Origin of the sequence: Streptomyces sp. NPDC102259, assembly GCF_044766465.1 — a bacterium.
In the GTDB taxonomy this organism is placed as follows: domain Bacteria; phylum Actinomycetota; class Actinomycetes; order Streptomycetales; family Streptomycetaceae; genus Streptomyces.
Genome location: NZ_JBIWMA010000011.1, coordinates 17,406 through 35,167, shown reverse-complemented (window position 1 = coordinate 35,167; position 17,762 = coordinate 17,406). Strand labels below are relative to the sequence as shown.

General features: G+C 71.7%; 18 protein-coding genes and 2 pseudogenes. 8 read left to right on the top strand and 12 right to left on the bottom strand.

Features of this window, described 5'->3' with window-relative positions:
* Position 1: 1 nt before the first annotated feature.
* Genes ACIRPU_RS24450 through ACIRPU_RS24440 form a run of 3 tightly spaced genes read right to left on the bottom strand, consistent with a single transcriptional unit; the run spans position 2 to position 1,585 of the window.
* Positions 2-403 carry a RidA family protein gene (locus ACIRPU_RS24450; RefSeq protein ID WP_086766085.1) on the bottom strand — a complete coding sequence of 134 codons (402 nt, stop codon included), beginning with the start codon at positions 401-403 and terminating at the stop codon, positions 2-4.
* 48 nt (positions 404-451) lie between these two features.
* Positions 452-1,105, bottom strand: coding sequence for an NAD(P)H-binding protein (locus ACIRPU_RS24445; RefSeq protein WP_403870776.1), 654 nt, complete (start codon positions 1,103-1,105; stop codon positions 452-454).
* A gap of 48 nt (positions 1,106-1,153) precedes the next feature.
* Positions 1,154-1,585 carry a VOC family protein gene (locus tag ACIRPU_RS24440; RefSeq protein ID WP_403870773.1) on the bottom strand — a complete coding sequence of 144 codons (432 nt, stop codon included), beginning with the start codon at positions 1,583-1,585 and terminating at the stop codon, positions 1,154-1,156.
* Positions 1,586-1,711: 126 nt separating this feature from the next.
* Between ACIRPU_RS24440 and ACIRPU_RS24435 the strand changes: the two genes are divergently transcribed.
* A complete protein-coding gene (locus ACIRPU_RS24435) occupies positions 1,712-2,374 on the top strand; it encodes a GntR family transcriptional regulator (RefSeq protein WP_403870770.1) in 663 nt (220 codons plus the stop codon).
* Positions 2,375-2,537: 163 nt separating this feature from the next.
* Complete coding sequence (locus ACIRPU_RS24430; protein WP_403870767.1) at positions 2,538-3,461, top strand: recombinase family protein; 924 nt, start codon at positions 2,538-2,540, stop codon at positions 3,459-3,461.
* Between the two features lie 6 nt (positions 3,462-3,467).
* Here ACIRPU_RS24430 and ACIRPU_RS24425 read toward each other — a convergent pair.
* The 3 genes and pseudogenes from ACIRPU_RS24425 to ACIRPU_RS24415 form a co-directional block, all read right to left on the bottom strand.
* Positions 3,468-3,931 (bottom strand): annotated as a pseudogene (locus tag ACIRPU_RS24425) (SAM-dependent methyltransferase).
* Positions 3,932-4,118: 187 nt separating this feature from the next.
* A complete protein-coding gene (locus ACIRPU_RS24420; RefSeq protein WP_355703779.1) occupies positions 4,119-4,397 on the bottom strand; it encodes a DUF397 domain-containing protein in 279 nt (92 codons plus the stop codon).
* Positions 4,398-5,258, bottom strand: coding sequence for a helix-turn-helix transcriptional regulator (locus ACIRPU_RS24415; protein ID WP_384116406.1), 861 nt, complete (start codon positions 5,256-5,258; stop codon positions 4,398-4,400).
* A gap of 266 nt (positions 5,259-5,524) precedes the next feature.
* On the opposite strand from ACIRPU_RS24415, the pseudogene ACIRPU_RS24410 reads away from it, so the two are divergent.
* The 3 genes and pseudogenes from ACIRPU_RS24410 to ACIRPU_RS24400 form a co-directional block, all read left to right on the top strand.
* Positions 5,525-6,037, top strand: a pseudogene (locus ACIRPU_RS24410) (ATP-binding protein); the annotation flags it as partial.
* A gap of 482 nt (positions 6,038-6,519) precedes the next feature.
* A complete protein-coding gene (locus tag ACIRPU_RS24405; RefSeq protein ID WP_403870764.1) occupies positions 6,520-6,966 on the top strand; it encodes a hypothetical protein in 447 nt (148 codons plus the stop codon).
* 267 nt (positions 6,967-7,233) lie between these two features.
* Positions 7,234-9,099 carry an ABC transporter ATP-binding protein gene (locus tag ACIRPU_RS24400; RefSeq protein ID WP_403871287.1) on the top strand — a complete coding sequence of 622 codons (1,866 nt, stop codon included), beginning with the start codon at positions 7,234-7,236 and terminating at the stop codon, positions 9,097-9,099.
* A gap of 4 nt (positions 9,100-9,103) precedes the next feature.
* Here ACIRPU_RS24400 and ACIRPU_RS24395 read toward each other — a convergent pair whose 3' ends face one another.
* Positions 9,104-9,280 carry a hypothetical protein gene (locus ACIRPU_RS24395; RefSeq protein ID WP_351767768.1) on the bottom strand — a complete coding sequence of 59 codons (177 nt, stop codon included), beginning with the start codon at positions 9,278-9,280 and terminating at the stop codon, positions 9,104-9,106.
* Between the two features lie 154 nt (positions 9,281-9,434).
* A complete protein-coding gene (locus ACIRPU_RS24390) occupies positions 9,435-10,082 on the bottom strand; it encodes a DUF899 domain-containing protein (protein ID WP_403870761.1) in 648 nt (215 codons plus the stop codon).
* Between the two features lie 429 nt (positions 10,083-10,511).
* Here ACIRPU_RS24390 and ACIRPU_RS24385 point away from each other — a divergent pair, with 429 nt between their 5' ends.
* Positions 10,512-11,486, top strand: coding sequence for an endonuclease/exonuclease/phosphatase family protein (locus ACIRPU_RS24385; RefSeq protein WP_403870758.1), 975 nt, complete (start codon positions 10,512-10,514; stop codon positions 11,484-11,486).
* Between the two features lie 38 nt (positions 11,487-11,524).
* On the opposite strand, the gene ACIRPU_RS24380 is transcribed toward ACIRPU_RS24385, so the two are convergent.
* Both ACIRPU_RS24380 and ACIRPU_RS24375 read right to left on the bottom strand, forming a co-directional pair.
* Positions 11,525-13,414 (bottom strand): FUSC family protein, encoded by a 1,890-nt coding sequence (locus ACIRPU_RS24380; protein WP_403870755.1) that lies wholly within the window; start codon positions 13,412-13,414, stop codon positions 11,525-11,527.
* Between the two features lie 321 nt (positions 13,415-13,735).
* Positions 13,736-14,119, bottom strand: a complete 384-nt coding sequence (locus ACIRPU_RS24375; RefSeq protein ID WP_355703772.1) for a hypothetical protein — start codon at positions 14,117-14,119, stop codon at positions 13,736-13,738.
* A gap of 225 nt (positions 14,120-14,344) precedes the next feature.
* Between ACIRPU_RS24375 and ACIRPU_RS24370 the strand changes: the two genes are divergently transcribed.
* Positions 14,345-14,587, top strand: a complete 243-nt coding sequence (locus ACIRPU_RS24370) for a hypothetical protein (protein WP_403870752.1) — start codon at positions 14,345-14,347, stop codon at positions 14,585-14,587.
* Positions 14,588-14,691: 104 nt separating this feature from the next.
* Here ACIRPU_RS24370 and ACIRPU_RS24365 read toward each other — a convergent pair whose 3' ends face one another.
* On the bottom strand, positions 14,692-15,405 hold the full coding sequence (locus ACIRPU_RS24365; RefSeq protein ID WP_355703771.1) for an aspartate/glutamate racemase family protein: 714 nt from the start codon (positions 15,403-15,405) through the stop codon (positions 14,692-14,694).
* 14 nt (positions 15,406-15,419) lie between these two features.
* Entirely contained in the window at positions 15,420-16,898 is a 1,479-nt protein-coding gene (locus tag ACIRPU_RS24360) for an NCS1 family nucleobase:cation symporter-1 (RefSeq protein WP_355703770.1), read from the bottom strand.
* A gap of 152 nt (positions 16,899-17,050) precedes the next feature.
* Between ACIRPU_RS24360 and ACIRPU_RS24355 the strand changes: the two genes are divergently transcribed.
* Positions 17,051-17,749: a GntR family transcriptional regulator gene (locus ACIRPU_RS24355; protein ID WP_403870748.1), complete on the top strand. Its 699-nt coding sequence runs from the start codon at positions 17,051-17,053 to the stop codon at positions 17,747-17,749.
* Positions 17,750-17,762: the final 13 nt, after the last annotated feature.

Sequence of the window (17,762 nt, the reverse complement as noted above, 5' to 3'; positions counted from 1 at the left end):
ATCAGGCCGGCAGACGGGTGTCGAGGACAAAGTTGACCTCGATGAGCTGGCCCGGGAAGAACAGCGACGCGACGCCGATGGTGGAGCTGGTGGGGCGGTGGTCACCGAAGTAGGCCAGGTTCGCCGCGGCCATCGCCATGTTGTACCGCGGCAGGTCCACGATGAACTGGGTCTCGGAGACGACCTGGTTACGGGTGGCGCCGTAGTGGGCGAGCACCTTCTCGAAGTTGGCGTAGGACTGCTTCAGCTGGGCGTCGAAGTCGCCCGGGTAGAGGAAGTTGCCCTGCTCGTCGTGCGAGAGCTGCCCGGAGACGTAGATCGTGTCGCCGACCTTGATGGCCTGGGCGAACCCGAACTCCTTCTCACCGGAGACGTCGTGGCTGTAGGAATCGATGGCGGTCATGGTGCTTCTCCTTGCTGATGGTGCTGTGGTTGAGATGCGGGTGTGAGCTCAGGCGGCCGCGAGGCGGGTGACGGCCTCCGCGACAGGGGTGTCACCGGAGGTGAGCTCGACGATCACGCGGCTGAGGGCCGGAGCGTGCAGGGCGGCGTCGAGGAACGCGGCGACGTCGTCGCGGTGTACGTCGCCGTACTCGACGGCGGGACCGGCGGTGACCCGGCCGGTGCCGGGGGTGTCCAGGAGGGTTCCGGGACGGACGATCAGCCAGTCCAGGTCGGTGCGTGTCAGATAGACGTCGGCGGTCTTCTTGACCTTGATGTAGTGCTCGAAGCCCTCACTACGTGTCCCGTCGCGCAGCGCGTCGGGGAACACCGAGACGAGGGCGAACCGCGCCACCCCGGCCAGCGCGGCCGCGTCGGCGGCCTTCTGAAGGCCACGGCCGTCGATCAGGCTCGTCTTGTCCTGACCGGTGCCGTGTGCGCCGGCCGAGAAGACCACGGCGTCATGGCCGCGCATCTTGCCGGCCAGATCCTCGACCGAGTCGGCGATGAGATCACCGACCACCGGAGTCCCGCCGGCCGCCCGCACCGTCTCACCCTGAGCGGGCCCGCGGTGCATGCCGGTCACAAAGTCACCGCGTACGGTGAGGAGTTGAGTGAGGCGGCGGCCGACTCCTCCGGCAGCGCCGATCTGGAACACCTTCATGAGCTCGTCCCGTCTTTCGCGTGTGGGGGTGGGGGTGCCAGCCGCCGGTCAGGCGGCGAACACCTGCGAGTCGTCGGCGAACGCCTTGAACTCCAGCGCGTTGCCGGCCGGGTCGAGGAGGAACATCGTCCACTGCTCGCCCTTCTGGCCCGCGAAACGCACGTACGGCTCGATGACGAACTCGGTGCCCGCCGCCCGAAGCCGCTCAGCAAGCTCCTGGAACGCCTCGACCGTCAGAACCAGACCGAAGTGCGGCACGGGTACGTCGTGGCCGTCGACCGGGTTGTGTATGCGCTGGGCGCGCTCCGGCGCGAGGTGCGTGACGAACTGATGGCCGTGCAGATTCCAGTCCACCCACGTCTCCGCACTGCGGCCCTGCTCCAGGCCCAGGACGTCGCCGTAGAAGCGGCGCGCGGCAGCCAGGTCATCGACCGGAACGGCCAGGTGAAAGCGGGGGATCGGGGAGTCGAGAACGGTCATGACACTGCCTTCCTGCCAGGAGCGGAGTGGCCCGTGGGCGATCCTGCTCGATTGTCCTAATGTTGACATCATGACAACGCCTGAATGTTAACATTAGGCCATTGGCTGAGGAGGTGCAATTCGGACATGGGTGATCAGGGCAAGGTGGCCCCGGCCCGCCGCCGCGGTCTGGCCGACGAGGTCGCTGACCGCATCCGCGAGGCCATCTTCAACGGGGCCTACGCCCCGGGCGAGCAGCTGCGCGAGGTAGAGCTGTCCGGCGAGATGGACGTCAGCCGCGGCCCGGTGCGCGAGGCGCTACGGCTCCTTGAGCGCGAGGGCCTGGTGCACTGCGCCTGGCACCGGGGCACGACGGTGACGACGCTGTCCACCGAGGACGTAGCCGAACTCGACAGCCTGCGCGGCGCACTGGAGGACCTCGCCGTCCGCCAGGTGATCGCCCACGCCTCGGACGAGGATCTCGCGTCCATCGCGAAGACGGCCGGCATGATGGAGCGAGCCGGCGACGCACACGAAATGGTGCGCCTGGACATCGCCTTCCACGACGCGGTGTTCGCCGCCGCAGGACACCAGCGCCTCGCCGACGCCTGGGACGGTATACGGTGCCAGGTCCACCTGTTCCTGCTGACCCGGATCGGCCGCAGCACCGCCGGCTACCTCGACCGCATCCCGCGCGAGCACCACGGACTCGTCACCGCGCTGCGCGCCCGGGACACCAGCACCGCCCTCGACCTCTTCGCAGCACACCGCCGCCACGCCGTCGACGTGGTCGCCGGAACCACCGCCTGAGTGTCGGCAGACGATCGAATGACGACAGGCGCGGGCCGGCGTCCAATGAACCCAGTGATTCCGGGGCCTGACGGCGGCTCCGATCCAATGAGATCCGATGAAGGCTGACGACAGGGTTAGATGACACCCAAGGTCCGATGCGGCGGCAGAAGCGGGGAACAGCGTGGCCAATCTCGTCTACAAGAGGGTGTCGACCGACCAGCAGTCCACCGCCCGCCAAGACCTCGTCCTGGCCGAGGCCGGGATCGAGAACCCGGTCGTCTTCGAGGAAGACCCGGGTACCTCCAGCCGCCTCCACCCGCTCCAGCGGCCGAAGTTCAGTGAACTACTCACGTACGCGCGGCCGGGCGACACCGTGCACATCTCCGAGATGTTCCGCCTCGTGCGCGGCAACCAGCACATCCTCGACGTCCTCGAAGTCCTGCACCGCGACCAGCTCGCCCTGCGCATCCACGACGGCGCGTTCTCCGCCATGGACCTCACCGCCCGCCACCCGCGCACCGGCGAACTGCTGTCCACCGTGAAGTTCATGGTGCAGACCCTCGCCGCCGCCGGCGAACTCCAACGCGATCTCCAGCGGGAACTGACCTACGACGGATTGCGCGCCGCCGAGGCCAAGGGCAACAAGGGCGGACGCCGCCCCGCGCTCGCGGGCGGCGCGGTCGCCGACGTGCGCGCCGCGTACCTGGAGAGCCACTCGATCGCCGCCCTCGCCCGCGACCACGACGTGAGCCGCGGCGCGATCCGCACGGCCGTCGCCGACCTCCTGCCCGACCACATCGCCATCGAGGAAGAGGGTCCGGCGCCGGAGCTGCCGGTCACCCTCGACATGCCGGGCAAGGTCGCCGACTTCCTCCGCACCGCCGAGCTGGATGCCACCGAGCGGGCCGTGCTCGACCAGGGCGTGACCGTACGGCGCGGCCAGGGCTATACCCTGCGCGTCACCGCCGCGCCCTCCGTGCACCGCCAGTTCCTCGCCCGCTGCCAGCCCCTCGACGGCGGCCACGGCGGCTCCGCGATCCCGGCTCAGCGCAAGGCCCGCCGTGAGTACGAGAACCGGGTCAGCACGCTCACACCCGGACCATGATCGTTCTCAGCGCCAACCGCTGTACCGATGTTCCCCGAGGCCGGGGACCACCGCGACGACGGGTTCGGCGAGGTCGAGCCCGGCGAAGAAGCGGGTGCACTCCGCGCGCGAACGCAGAGCGAGGGTGACGCCCGCCGCCTTCAGCTTCACCGTGGCCGCCGCCGACTCCTCCGGAGAGAAGTCCGCGGTGGCGTGGGTCATCATCAGGTGGCTGCCGAAGGGCAGTGCGGCGAACAGCCGGTCCACCGGTTCGTGCGCGCCGTCCTCGTCGGAGACGAAGTGCCGGCCGGCCGGCGGGTGGAGCGGTGCATGACGGCCCGGTTGACTCGTGCCATCACCGGCACGCGGGGGTCGAGGGCGAGCATCTGCCGGCCCTGTCCTTCCCCCCGAGATAGCAGTCGTACATCCGTGCGGGATTGGGGCTTGCCGGTGTCGATCTCGACGGCTCCGGTGGGGTCCTGCCCGGTCATGAGGCACCCCCTGAGCGTGTGACGCGGATTGTGTTCAAGTCAGTACCAAATTAAGGAAGTTGAGCTAAGGCAAGGGCGGGTGAGCGGGGATGGGGAACAAGGGGTGGGGAAAGAAGGGTGGGGAAAACAGGGATGGGGAAAGGACGGGTGGGGGGTGAGCTGAGCAAAAGGTGCCGGACAGGTCCGTTCAGGACAGCAGGAAGTCCGCCTCCCCCGCCTTGGCGCCCTCGATGAAGGCCGTCATCTCGTCGGAGGTGTAGATCAGCGCCGGCCCGTCGGGGTCGGTGGACTGCCGGACGGCGATCCGGCCGTCGGCGAGCTTCATCGCTTCCAGGCAGTTGCCTCCGTTGCCGCCGCTCCACGGCTTGTGCCAGCCCTCGCTGCCCAGTTCCCGGGCGGGCATGCCGTTGTAGATCCGCTGAGCGCGGACCCGAGGCGGCCTGGACTGGATCCTGATGTGGTTCATTCACAACTCCTTGCGGAGATCCCGGAGGATCTCCTTCGTGCGATGTGCAGTAGCGGCCTGCGCCGCCATGCGGTCCATGACCTCGAGGTGGGTCGCCACCTCGGTGCGGGCGTCGAGATAGACGGCGCCGGTCAGGTACTCGCTGTAGACCATGTCCGGAAGCTCCGGCATGGCGAATCGGAACAGCACGAAGGGCCCGTACGTGCCCGGATGCGGCCCGTTCTCATACGGGGCGACCTGCAACGTCACATTGGGCAGCTTCGCGGCCTCGAGCAGGGTGTCGATCTGCGCGCGCATCACCTCCGGGCCGCCGACCGGGCGACGCAGCACCGTCTCGTCCATCACGACCCACAGCCGGGGGGCGTCCTGACGGGTGAGCAGGTCCTGACGTTGTATGCGCAGGTCGACGAGGCGCTCGATGTCCTCCGGGCGGGTCTGGCCGATGGCGCCGGACTTCAGGACACCGCGTGCGTAGTCCTTGGTCTGGAGCAGGCCGGGGACGAAGTGGGGCTCGTACTGGCGGATCAGGGCGGCGGCGCCCTCGAGGCTGACGTGCATCGAGAACCAGCCGGGCAGGACGTCGTGGAACCGTTGCCACCAGCCCGGCTTGTTCGCGTCCTCGGCGAGCTGGACGAAGCCCTCGGCCTCCTCGTCGGTGACCCCGTAGGCCTTCAGCAGCAGCTGGAGGTACGGAATCTTGAGGCTGACCTCGGCCATCTCCATACGCCGGACCGTGGCGGGCGCGACGCGCAGGATGCGGGCGGCTTCCTCGCGCTTGAGCCCGGCGCGCTCCCGCAGGTCCAGCAGGCGTCGACCCAGGACGACCTGTCCGACCGTCGGCGCGGACCGCGGTTCGCTCACGCCCCACCTCCACGAAGAGCCCGGCCGGTCACGCGGGGGCCGCACGAGCCCCGACCCGGCCGGTCACGAAAAGAATCCCGACAGCCTTACGGCGCCGCTCGAAGATCGATTCGAAGGTCTGTACGAATCCGTACGGATCTTCACCGATCCCAATTGGCGCCGTTCAACGTGCTGTTGCGAGCAGTGTGCCACGGCCCCTCACTGCGTCACACAGCACTCTGCATTTTTCAGAGTGACACTTGCCAAGTGTTCACGGCGGGGAGATAGTGGCAAGCGTGATTCCGTCCGCGCCCTTAGGAACAGACGCCGCCGCAGGCCGCCCCCAGGGTCTCGGTGCCAGCGCGGGAGCAGGCCCAGACCAGGCTGCTGCCGAGCGCCGGTTCCGATTCGAACTGGCCGCCCATCCGGGTTCCCCCGCCCAGGCCAGACGCCTGACGAGGGCCCGGCTGACCGGTTGGTCGGTGTGCGAGGACACCTGCGACACCGCCGCCCTGGTCATATCCGAGCTGGTCACCAACGCGATCGTGCACACCGCGAGCGACATCGTCGTCTGCGAGCTGCACGACGGCGACGACCTGGTCCGCATAGCCGTGCGCGACGAGGGGTGCGCGCCGGGTGAGCCCCATCCCTCCCCGCAGCGTCCCGAGGAGGAGCACGGGAGGGGACTGCTCCTCGTCGAAGCCCTCTGTCACGCCTGGGGCGCCCAGGAGCACGGGCCCGGCCTGCTGGTCTGGGCCGACCTGACCCGCAAGGCCGACGCTCCCCGCGACCCCGCCGAGCCCTGCAACAGCCTCGACACGGCCGAGCCGCACCACGCCGACCTGGGCGAGCTCCTCGACACCCTGGACGAGTTCCACGACGGTCCCGCCGAGCCGCGCACCGACCCGACCGGGCCCCGCAACGACCTCGGCTGGGGCTCCCGCCCGAAGCCGGGACCGGCGGACGGTCCGGCCGACGAGGACGAGCAGGCCGAACAGTGGTACCGCGCCATGGCCGGCCGGGCCGCCCGACGACCGCACCCCGTGCCGCCGGCCGCAACCGCCACCACCTCCGCCAGGCCCGCACCCGCCGCGACCTCCGCCAAGCCCGCACCCGCACCGGCGCCCGCATCCGCACCCGACGGCCCTGCTCCCCGCGTCGCGCCGCAGTGGCACCGCGCCTCCGGCGGCCACGCCGGACACGAGGGCGGCCGCGACGGCCGGCCGGCCGGCCACTTCGCCGGCCCTCTCCCGCTCGAGCACGGCCGCGAGCGGGGAAGGGCATGAGCGCGGTCTCCGGTCGGACTCCGCTGCTGACCCTCGACACGCTCGTCCGCCTCCAGCGCGGGCCGCGCGGTGCGCAGGCCCCCGAGCCTCAGCGCAGACTGACCGTGCCCGACGGCATGACGGCCCCGCTGGGCTGCGACGCCGTCTCCGTCCCCGCCCGCCTCGGCCCGCTGCTCATGCCGCGCCTGCCGCGCGTGGGCTGCGTCTACGCCGACGAGGCGCGCTGGTGGTGGCTGGTGCCCTCCGACTCCGACTACGCCCTGGAGTGGCCCGCCCCCGCGCACTACGCCACGGGGGCGCTCCTGCCGGACTCCCCGCACATCCCCGGTCTCATCCACCGACCGGACGGCACTCTTCCGTACACCCCGCCGATCCCCCTCTATCTGGCCCTGTGCCGCCTCACGGGCACGACGCCCACCTGGTCACGGGCGATCAGCGCATAGCCCGCCGCCCCTGCGTCGGCCGGTCCGGGGCCGTCCGGCGCACGCCCGCGCGTCCCGGCTCTCCCGCCCCACGCCCTGCCCTCACCCGCCTCGTCCCGCGATAGTGGCCCTTCGTCGACTATCGCGATCGGGGGGCCGACGGTGGGAGAGGCACGAGAGGCGGGCAAGGCACAGGAGGCGGGCAAGGCACGCAAACCGCAGGGTCCCGACGAACGTGACGTGTCCGAGTCGGAGCGGCTCCTCTTCGGCGGCCCGCTGCGCTACGACATGGGCTGGAACCAGCACCGGGACGCCTTCCTGGAGCTGAACTTCCGCGCCATGCTCACCCGGCTGCCGTCGCTCCTGCGCACCAGCCTCCGACTGGCCCGGCAGGCCGACCCGAAAGCCGCCCGGATCGTGCTGTCCGCCGAGATCGCCCGGGGCGTGGCGCAGGCGATCGGTCTGCTCGCCATGAACTCCGTGCTGGGCCGGCTCATCACCGGCGGCCCGATCGAGGACCGGCTGCGCGGCGCCGCCCCCGCTCTGTCCGCCATGGCCGTCGTCCTCCTGATCGGGGCGCTGCTGCGGGCCGCGTCGACGTATGCCACCGGGCGGCTCGAGCCCAAGGTGGAACGGGTGGCGACCGAGCTGTACCTGGAACGGGCCGCCGCCGTCGAGCTCGCCGCGATCGAGGACCACGCCTTCCACAAGCTGCTGGACACCGCGCAGTACGGGGCCCGGTCCAGCCGCTACATGATCAGTCACGGTACGCGCGTGGTGAACGCGATGATCTCGCTGGCCGCGTCGGCGGGCGTCCTCACCGTGCTGCACCCGCTCCTGCTGCCGCTGCTGGTGACGATGACGCTGCCGAGTGCCTGGAGCGCCCTGACCAACGCCCGGCGCCGCTACGAGTCCTTCCACACCTGGGTGCAGCACGCGCGCGCGGGCCATCTGATCGCCGGTCTCCTCACCGAGCCGGCGGCCGCGCCGGAGATCCGCGTCCACGGCGTCGGCCCCTTCCTGCTGCGGCACTTCCGCGCGATGTCGGAGACGGCGGAGGCGGAGCAGGCCCGGCTGGCCCGGCTCGCGGCCCGCACCGGACTGTTCGCCGCGACCTGGACCGGCCTGGCGACGCTGGCCACGTACGCCACGCTGGGCGGGCTGCTGCTCACCGGGACGATGGCGCTGGCGGTGGCGGGCACGGCCGTGATCGCGATCCGCAGCGGCTCCGCGAGCCTGAACACCCTCGTCCTGGAGGTAAACCAGCTGCACGAGGAGGCCCTGTTCGTGGGCGACCTCCAACGCCTCTACGTGGAGGCGGCCGAACGGGCGATCCCGGTGGGCGGCGCGGCCCTGCCGGAGGAGCCGCGCGAGATCCGCTTCGAGAACGTCACGTTCGGCTATCCGGGCGAGTCGGCGCGTCCGGCCCTCGACGACGTCACCCTCTCACTCCCCCTCGGCCGGATCATCGCTCTCGTCGGCGAGAACGGCTCCGGCAAGACGACCCTGGTGAAGCTGCTGGCGGGGCTCTACAAGCCGGACCGGGGACGGATCCTGTGGGACGGCGTGGACGCGGCGGACGCGGACCGGCACCAGCTGGCCGAGCGCATCGCGATGGTGGCGCAGGACTTCAAGCGGTGGCCGTTCACGGCCCGGGTCAATGTCGCGATCGGCCGTTCCGCCGCGCCGCTCACCGAGGAACGGCTGGCCGCGTCGATCGCGGAGGCGGGCGCCCATGAGGTGGTCGAGGACCTGCCGCGCGGTCTGGACACGCTGCTGGCCCGGCACTTCAGCGGCGGTCACGAGATGTCCGGCGGCCAGTGGCAGCGCCTCGGCATCGCCCGGGCGGCGTACCGGCGTGGGCGCATCCTCATCGTGGACGAGCCGACGGCGGCCCTGGACGCCCGGGCCGAGCTGGAGGTCTTCGAGAAGATCCGCGCGCTGGCCGACAGCGGTCAGACGGTCGTGTTGATCACCCATCGGCTGGCGTCGGTCCGGCACGCGGACCTGGTGCACGTCCTGGACCAGGGCCGGCTGGTGGAGTCCGGGACCCCGGACGAGCTGCTGGCGGGCGGTGGCGTCTACGCGGAGCTGTACACGCTTCAGGCCGAGCAGTTCACGGCGCAGGTGCCCGCCCCGTCACAGGCGGGCTGACGGCTCACCGCGCGGTGTCGCCGCCCCGGACGACCACCAGGAACGTGTCCGTGGCGAGGTCCATGACGACCTCGGCGGCCAGCCCCTCCATACGTCGCGCGTGCGCGAACTCCTCCGCCGGCCACGAGCCCCGCGGCCCACCCGCGGGAAAGCGCTCGAGCACGGTCCGCCCGTTCACCATCTCGCACCTCCGATCAGCGTCGTACTTGTAGGAGTTAACGCTCTTGGGAGGTGGAAGGCCTCGGCCGGTTGCGGGACTGAGACGTAGTTGACACGCGTTCAACGCGGAGTGTGAGAATCCGGTCACCTTACGAACATCTCGGGCACGCTCCGTGTCAGAACTCGTACTCGTCGTGGTAGCGGACCCGCGCACCGCTCGGCGGCCCCTGCGCCGTCAGGTCCAGGAAGCTCATCGCCGGGCCCAGCCGGTCGAGCGCACGATCGAACACCGAGTAGGTGTGGAAGACCCGGTCGCCCTCCCGCAGGAAGCAGCTGACCCCGGGCCGCTCGACGAGGCCGCCGTCCCGCCCCACCGTCGCTTCGAAGTCCCCGTTGAAGTCGTCGTCGTACGAGGAGTACCAGGGCACCGTCCAGCCCATGCGCGCCTTGAACGGCAGGATCCTCGTGAACGGCGCCCTGGACACCACGGCGAACGAGGTGCCGTACGCGTTCAGGTGGGCCAGATGACCGACCTGGTCGAGGAAGGCCGCGCAGCAGCGGCAGCCGGTCGGCCACTCGGGGGCGAACATGAAGTGGTGGACGACGAGTTGCCTGCGGCCCTCGAAGAGGTCGAGGAGCCCGGCCTTGCCGTCGCCGCCCTCGAAGACGTACTCCCTGCCGACCTCGACCATGGGCAGTCCGCGCCGCTCGGCGTCGAGCGCGTCCCGCGCGCGTGCCACCGCCTCCTCCTTGGCCAGCAGTTCCTCGCGCGCGGCGCGCCATTCCTCGCGCGAGACGATCTCCGGAAGCTCCGGATGCGCCATGGCTGCCCCTCCTGTGCGACGGTCCGTCGGAGGGGGTGACTCACGGACGGCACGGAACTCATCGCCGCCGCGGAACGTATTTCAGGCGTCGTCTTGACGAGCCCGGGCAGCGCGACCTGGCCGCGCGCGTCGATGCGCTCGCGACCTGGTCCACGACCCCCGTCCCGGACGACGCTCGCGGCGTCCTCCCTCTCGGGAGGGCTCCGCGAGCGCCGACTCTCGGGAGGGCTCCGCGAGCGCCGAGGGGGTCCGTGGGTTCCCGGTGCTCCGGCTGTTCCGGGGAGGGCGGCGGAGAGGACGTCATCGCGTCAACGTAGGACCGTGTCGTGCCCGCGAGTGAGCCGTGGCGCGCATCTTGTCCCGAACCTGTCGCCGACCCCCGGCGGACGGGCACCCTGGCGCCACGACACCTCCTGGAGGGAGCCCGGCATGCTCCTCGGCACCTGGAACCTCGAGAACCTGTACCGGCCCGGAGGACCGTCCGGCCCGAAGGACAAGTCCGCCTACGAGACGAAGCTCGCCGCGCTCGCCGCCGTCGTCACCGCGCTCGACCCGGACGTGCTCGGCGTCCAGGAGGTCGGGGAGCCCGAGGCGCTGGCGGACCTGCTGGAGACGGTGGGCGGCACCTGGCACGCGGCGCTGTCCGCGCACCCCGACGGCCGGGGCATCCGGGTCGGCGTGATCAGCCGCACGCCCCTGGAGGTACTGGCCGACACGCGCGCGTACCCGGCGCGACTGCGGCCCGTGCAGGCGGACGACTCGGGGGCCGCCTCGGACGGTTCGGGCCGTGGCTTCCTCGCGGTGGAGACGGTCACGCCGGCCGGGCCGCTGCGGGTGGCGGTGGCCCATCTGAAGTCGAAGCTGCTGTCGTACCCGGGTGATCGTTTCTTCCCGCGCGACGAGGGCGAACGGGCCCGCTACGGCGCGTACGCCCTCTACCGTCGGGCAGCCGAGGCGACGGCGCTGCGCGCGCTCGCCGACGACCTCCTGGCCGGTGACGGCCGCGACCGGGACGTGGCGGTGCTGGGCGACCTGAACGACGAGGTCCAGGCGGCGACCACGCAGATCCTGCTCGGCCCGCCCGGCTCGGAGATCGGCACCCGCGGGTTCGAGACGCCCGATGGGGGCGACGCGGCCCGCCTGTGGAACGTGGCCCCGCTGATCCCCGCCGACCGCCGCTACTCACGGATCAACTCCGGGCGGCGCGAGCTGATCGACCACATACTGACGAGCCACCGCCTGGTCCACCGGCTGACGTCGGCGGGCACGGGCACGGGAACGGGAACGGATGCGGGTCCTGGGGCGCCGGAGGGGTTGCGGCTCCCGTCGGTGGGGCTCGACCCGGCGGCGCGCAGGAACGAACCGGGGTCGGACCACGCGCCGGTGTGGGTGCGGATCGACTGACGGGCAGGGAAGGCCAGGCGGGGCAGGGCAGGGCAGGGTTAGCCGGCCACCGGCAGATGCGGCACGGGCGCCCGCAGCCCGACCCGTTCCCGCCCCGCCGCGAGTTCGTCGAGGAGTTCGGCGAGCCGCTCCCGGTGCCGTGCGGTGAGCCGCCCGGTGTCGTCGAGGTGGACGGCGCAGGCGGTCGTCGTGTCGACGAGCCGTTCGAGGACGGCGGCGACCTCGTCCGTGCCCTCCGTGTGCCGAGCGAGGGCGGGCAGTTCGTGGGCGGCGAGGGCGATGGCGGTGCGGGCCTCGGCGAGGGCGCGGTAGGCCTCGCGGCGCAGGGTCCAGCGGGCGGCGCGGTCGTCGGAGCCGTCGAGCACATGGGTGAGGTAGGCGTGCGCGGCGCCCGCGGCGGCGGCGAGCCGGGCACGTACCTGGCCACCGCGCTCCCCCGGCATCGGCAGATGCCCGAAGATCAGCACGATCGCGCAGGCCAGCAGGGTTTCCACGATCCGGCTGACGGACGCCTGGGGCTCGCCGCCGACCATCACCAGGGACAGCACGAGGACCGTGACGACGGCCGTCTGGGCGGCGAAATGCCGGGTGGACACGGGGATGAGCGCGCCGCACAGGGCGACCAGCGCCACGAGCCCCTCCGGCCGGGGCAGCACGGCGGCGAGGCCGGCGAAGAGCAGCGCCCCGAGCACGGTCCCCGCGGCCCGGCACAGCACCCGGGACACCAGGGGCCCGAGGTCGGGCTTGACCAGGAAGACGGCCGTGGCGGGCAGCCAGTACCAGTGCGTGTGCCGGCCGTACCACTGGGAGTGGTACAGGGCCTGCGCGACGGCGACGCCGACCCCGAAGGAGAGGGCGACCCGCAGCCCGTACTCGCGGCCCCCCGCGCCGAACCCGGTGCGCAGCAGATCGCGGACGCCGCGCCGGCGGGCGTGCAGATCGCCGCCGCCGCCCTGGTCGAAGGCGTCGGCGGCGTGCAGCAGGGCGTCGTCGAGGGCGCGCAGCGCGGGGGCGGACCGGGAGGGCGCGGGCAGCGGCCCGGTGTGGGTGTTCTCGCGGACGGCGGCGGCAAGCCGTCGGGGCCCGGCCGAGGCTCGCTCGGAGAGGCCCTCCGCGGCCCAGGCGAGGGCGGTCGCGGCCTCGGCGAGGGGAAGTGCGGCGGCGTACTGGGCACGCAGCCGCCGTTCGGCGACGGAGCTCGCACCGCGCCGCAGCCGGGGTCCGGCGAGGGCGTCCTGGGCGTGGTCGAGGGCCGCGGTGAGCGCGGCGCGGCGGGTGGTGGCGTGCTCGGTCCCCGTGGCGTCGAGCAGCTCCGCGACGGCGTCGTACACCTGGGCCACCGCGTCCCGTTCACCGTCGAACCGGAAGTCGCCGGTCATCGCGCCGGGCGTGGGCAGCAGCAGCCGCAGCGCGAGCAGCCAGCCGGCCCCGGCGAGGAAGGCGAGGGCGCGCGTCCATCCGGCGTCCGCGACCGGCATCCCGGCGCCGATCGCCGAGGCGACGAGCAGCTGCGTCCCGGCGCCGGACGCGACGGGCCCGATGGCGCTCATCCCGCCGGCCAGCAGCCCGAGCCCGGTGAGGACGGCCGTCAGCGCGACGGCGCCGACGTGATCCCCGACGTACGTCCCGACGAGCAGTCCTCCCGCACCCACGAGCGCGGGCGCCCCGAGCCGCTTCACGGCGGTCCGCCTGCTGCCGGGCCGGTCGTTGATCCCGGCGAGCATCGCGGCGATGGCGGCGACCACCCCGAGAGAGAGCCGGCCGGCGAGGACGGACGCGAGGAGCAGCGGCCCGGCGGCCAGCGCCCCACGCGTGACCGCGCTCCAGGGGACGGGCCCGCGCTGGGCGCGCAGGGCGTGGGCGAGCCAGGGCGGAAGGGCGGCGAGCGGACGGAATGCGCGAGCGGGAATGTGCGGGCGCGGGGACACGTAGCTCCTGTCGGGGCGAGGGCGGGGGTGTGCCTTCGGGCGACGGTGGCCGGGGCTTGTCAGCTGTGAGCTGTGGTGTCCACGGTACGGGGCGGTCTTGGAGAGGTGGGGGCGGTTGTGTTTCGGCGAGGTGACGCCTGGCCCGGATCCCGCGTTCTTTATGAACGCAAGCCCGGAAACGGGGGCGGGGCCGGGGGCGTGGCCTGCCCCCGGCCTCTGTGGAGCCACCCATGTCGCACGTCGGCGCACTTGAGGACCCAGGTCAGCAACTTCAGCCTGCGCTCCTCGCGCACCCCGGTCACGAAGGACTCGTTCAGCCGTTCAGCCGTTCCACACGTCCTGGTGACGGTGGCGGGTCGGCGGGTGGTCCAGTTCCTCGGCCGCGCGGAGCAGCGCGCCCGGCGGGGCGGCGCGCAGACGGTTGCGGGCGGTCGAGCGGAACACGGACAGCGCGGCACGCGCACGGGACTCGTACGGGCCGCCGATCGGCGAGTTCAGGGACCGGGGAAAGGTGTAGGAGCGGAACGCGCACACCAGCGGGACGGGCACCGGTCGACGCCCCTCGCGCCGCGCCCGGGCCGACTCCCGTGCGCTGTAACGCAGTTCGTCGAGACGGTGGCCGGTGCTCCAGCCCCGGCGCTGGGACGGCCGGTCATCGGGCCGGACACGATGCCGCAGACGGACGTGATGGACGGTACGGGACATGGCAGACCTCCGCGGGCCCGCCGGAACTTCCGGCGAGGCCCCTGAGAAGTCCGCCGCCGTGAATCGACCCAGGTACTTGCTCCGCATGGGCCTCAGCGTGACGAGCACGGCTCGGCGTTGTCCAACGGGTATCCGCCGCACGGCGATTGTCAGTGGGGCGCGCTTCAATGGGAAGCGTCGTCACAGAACGTGACGACCGGAGTGCGGCGGGGGGAGCGGGCCTTGGTGAGGTACAGGGAGGACGGACGGCGGTACGTGTCGCTGGCCGGACTGCGGATGCGGGGATGGACGGGCCCGCTGGTGCTCCGACTGCTGGGGCCCCCGGACCGGCTCAGCATCGATCCCCGTGCGCGGGCCGCGCCGCAGCTGCGCCTCTACCGCGTCGAGCGGGTCGAAGCGGCCGAGCGCAGCGAGGAGTTCCTGACCGGGTGCGCCCCACGAACACGCGGACCCGAGGAGACCCCTTGATCCGGCGCGTCGCGTCGCCGCGCCGGGAGTACCGCCGCCCGCCTACTCCCGTCCCGGGAGTACCGCCGCCCGTCCACTCCCGCCCCGGGAGTACCGCCGCCCGGCTACTCGGCCCCCCACACCCTCCGCTTCGACACCGGCTTCGCGAGACTCCCCGCCCGGCTGGTCGTCAGGCCCAGCCCGACCAGCCCCTCGGCCAGCTTCACCGCCGCGCCCACCCCGTCGACGACCGGAAGACCCAGCTTGTCGCCCACCATCCGCTCCAGGCCCGTCATCCCGGCACACCCCAGGACCAGCACCTCGGCCCCCGCCGCCCGGGCCCGCTCGGCGGCCGCCAGGAAGGCCGCCCCGGTGCGGTCGCGGTCGCCCAGGTCGAGGACGCCGAGTCCGGTGCCGACGACGGCGGCGCAGTTGCGGCCCACCCCGGCCAGTTCCAGGCTGTCCTCGATCTGGCCGCAGGACCGCTCCAGCGTGGTCACCACCCCGTACCGGCGCCCCAGCAGACACGCCAGATGCGCCGCGGCCTCGGTGATGTCGACGACGGGCACGTCGACCAACTCCCGTACGCCCTCACGTCCGTGCTCACCGAAGCCGGCCATGACGACGGCGTCGTAGGGCGCACCGTCGTAGGTCCGCAGCGCGTCCATGACCGCCGCGGCGGAGAGAAAGCTGTCGAGCCAGCCCTCCGCCGACTCGGGCCCCCAGGCGGGGGTCAGTCCGGTCACGGTGGTGCCCGGGCCTGCCGCGGCCCGGGCACCTCGCACGATCTCCTCGGTCATCTCCTGCGTGGTGTTGCAGTTGGTGACGACGATCCGCACGTTCCGCACGCTCCTCAGACCTCCACGGGCTTCTCGACGGCGGCCACGGCCCCGGCGGTCCGCTCACTGCGGCACAGCAGCACGTACAGACCGGCCCCGAGGGCCGTCCCGATGAACCAGGAGTACGGCGCCACATCGCTGAAGGTCGTCACCAGCGCGAGCACCGCCGCGACCGCCGCGGAGGGGAGGAACGCCCACAGCGCCTTGGGGTTGACGCCCTTGCGGTAGTAGTAGCGGGAGCCGGGGGTGGCGTCGAACAGCTCGTTCACGTCGACGCGACCGCGCTTGACCCAGTAGTAGTCGACCATGATCACGCCGAACAGCGGGCCGAGGAAGGCGCCGAGACCGCCGAGGAAGTAGTTGACGACCGTGGGGTTGGAGAACAGGTTCCACGGGGTGACCACGAGCGCCGCGACCGTGCTGATCATGCCGCCGATCCTGAAGGTGATCTTCTGCGGCCAGACGTTGGCGAGGTCGTACGCCGGCGACACGAAGTTGGCGACGATGTTGACGCCCATGGTGGCGATGGCGAAGGTGAGTGCGCCCAGGACGAGCACCCAGGTGTTGCCGACCTTCGCGACCAGTTCGGCCGGGTCGGTGATGGCCTCGCCGAACACCTCGAGCGAGCCGGCGGTGACGATCACGGAGACGACCACGAAGGCCGTCGAGTTGAGGGGCAGCCCCCAGAAGTTGCCGCGGCGGACCGTCCTGTAGTCGGGCGCGAAGCGGGAGAAGTCGCAGAAGTTCAGCATCAGCGTGCCGTACGTGGCGAGGATCAGCCCGATCGCGCCGAACCACTGCCGCCACTGCTCCCCCACGGAGACCGGGTGCGGGGTGGAGGTGAGCGAGATGGTCCAGCCCGCCTTGGACAGCACCCACACCGCCAGCGCGATCATCACCAGCCAGATCGCGGGGCCGCAGAAGTCCTGGAACTTGCGCACGGACTCCATGCCCTGACTGATGATCATCGCCTGGACCAGCCAGAGGGACACGAAGGAGAGCCAGCCCAGCGCGTCGAGGCCCAGGAAGGAGTTGTGCGTCCAGGACTCCAGGCCCGGCCAGGCCGCCAGCAGCATCACGTTGACGGCGACCGAGGCGAGGTAGGTCTGGATGCCGTACCACATGATGGCGATCACGGCGCGGATGAGAGCCGGGATGTTGGCGCCCCAGACGCCGAAGCTGATGCGGCTGATCACCGGGAAGGGCACACCGTGGTTCTGGCCGATCCTGCCCATCCAGTTCATGCCGATGTAGATGAGCACGAAGCCGACGAGGAGGGACGTGAAGATCTGCCACACGTTCATGCCGAGGACCAGCAGTCCGGCGGCGAAGGTGTAGTTGCCGAGGTTGTGGACGTCCGACATCCACATGGCGAAGAGGTCGAAGACCTTCCAGTTCCGCTTCTCGGCGGGCGCGAGGTCTTCGTTGGTGAGCCGGGGGTCGGGGACGAACGCGGGTGCGTCGGTGGCTTCGGCGCTGTCGGCGAGGGACACGGGGCCTCCATGGGCGAGGGGACGGAGGAGGACTACTGCCGGACCGTTTGGTATACCAAACTGCGGACATGGTCCCGTCGTCAAGCGTTCCGACCGATGTCCGCCCCGTTACAGCTCCGTAAAAGCCCCCTCGCATCGGCGAAGATGGGCCCATGACGAAGATCGAACCCCTCGGAGCGGTGCGCGAGCGCGTCCTGGGGTCCCTGCGGCAGGAGATCATCGCCGGCAGGCTGCGTCCCGGTGACCGACTCGTCGAGCGCGAGCTGGCCGACCGGTTCGGCGTCTCCCGGGTCCCGGTCCGGGAGGCCATCCGAGCACTCGTCGCCGAGGGCTTCGTCCTGTTCGAGACCCCACGCCGTACGGTCGTACGGCCACTGAGCCCCACCGACGTGAAGGAACTCTTCGAACTGCGCGAGGCGTTGGAGGTGTACGCGGCCGGACTGGCCGCCGCCCGGGCCACCCCGGAGGACCTCGCGGAACTAAGGGAACTCCTCGCGAGCGCGGCCAGCGCCACCGACGCAGGGGACGCCGAGGCGATCACCGACATCAACACCCGCTTCCACGACCGGCTCCTCGCCATGGCCGACAACACCCTGCTCATCTCGGTCATGGAACCGGTCGCCGGCCGCCTGCAATGGCTCACCCGGCGCAACGAGGAATGGCCCCAACTCCTCACCGAACACCAGGACCTCTACGACGCCATCGCCTCCGGCGACCCGGCCCGCGCCCGCGCCCACGCCCTGAACCACGTACAGGCCAACTACCGCTCCACGGTCCGGCACCTGTTCGGGGAAGCCGACCTCCCCGAAGCGCCGCCCCTCCCCGATCACGCTCCGCCTAGAATCCCCTGACCCTTCGGACAGG